Genomic DNA, 704 nt, shown 5'->3' on the forward strand with positions numbered 1-704 from the left:
GGATACAAAACACATATCGCTATAAGCGATGAACGCATTACTGCCGCGATTGTGACAACAGGGGAAAAAAGTGATGGGAAATATCTTCAAGAATTGATTGGAAAAAGTACACAGACAGGCATGGAAATAGATACGGTAATTGGGGATTCCGCCTACTCCGAAAAGGCAAATATTATATACGCAATAGAAAATGAAGTGGCGCTCGTAGCAAAATTGAACCCCATTCTTACACAAGGTCCGCGAAAAGAAGAAGATAAGTTTGAATTTAATAAAGATGCAGGTATGTTTGTTTGTAAAGCAGGTCACCTCGCTACCCGCAAAGGACGCACTGGTAAAAAAGGAACGAACAGGAATCAATGCCAGACATATTATTTCGATATCGAAAAGTGCAAGGTCTGCCCGATTCGAGAGGGATGTTATAAAGAAGGTGCAAAAAGCAAAACATACTCTGTGAACATCAAATCGATGGAACATACCGAACAAGAAGCATTTCAACAGACAACTGAATTTAAAGGAATCGCCAAATCACGCTATAAAATTGAAGCGAAGAATAGCGAACTGAAACAAGGACACGGGTATGATACAGCATCGTCTTCGGGTCTATTTGGCATGGAAATACAAGGTGCCACAGTGATATTTGCGGTCAATCTCAAGCGAATACTCACATTATTAAAAGAAAAACGATCAAAGAAACAGGCCACTTC

1 protein-coding gene is annotated in these 704 nt (G+C 40.2%); it reads left to right on the plus strand.

The annotated features are described in order from the left end of the window. The coding region (locus tag B371_RS20900) for a transposase (protein ID WP_019412353.1) at positions 1–704 on the plus strand (704 nt) is incomplete at both ends.

This window comes from Paenisporosarcina sp. TG20 (genome assembly GCF_000286315.1).
Taxonomy (GTDB): Bacteria; Bacillota; Bacilli; order Bacillales_A; family Planococcaceae; genus Paenisporosarcina.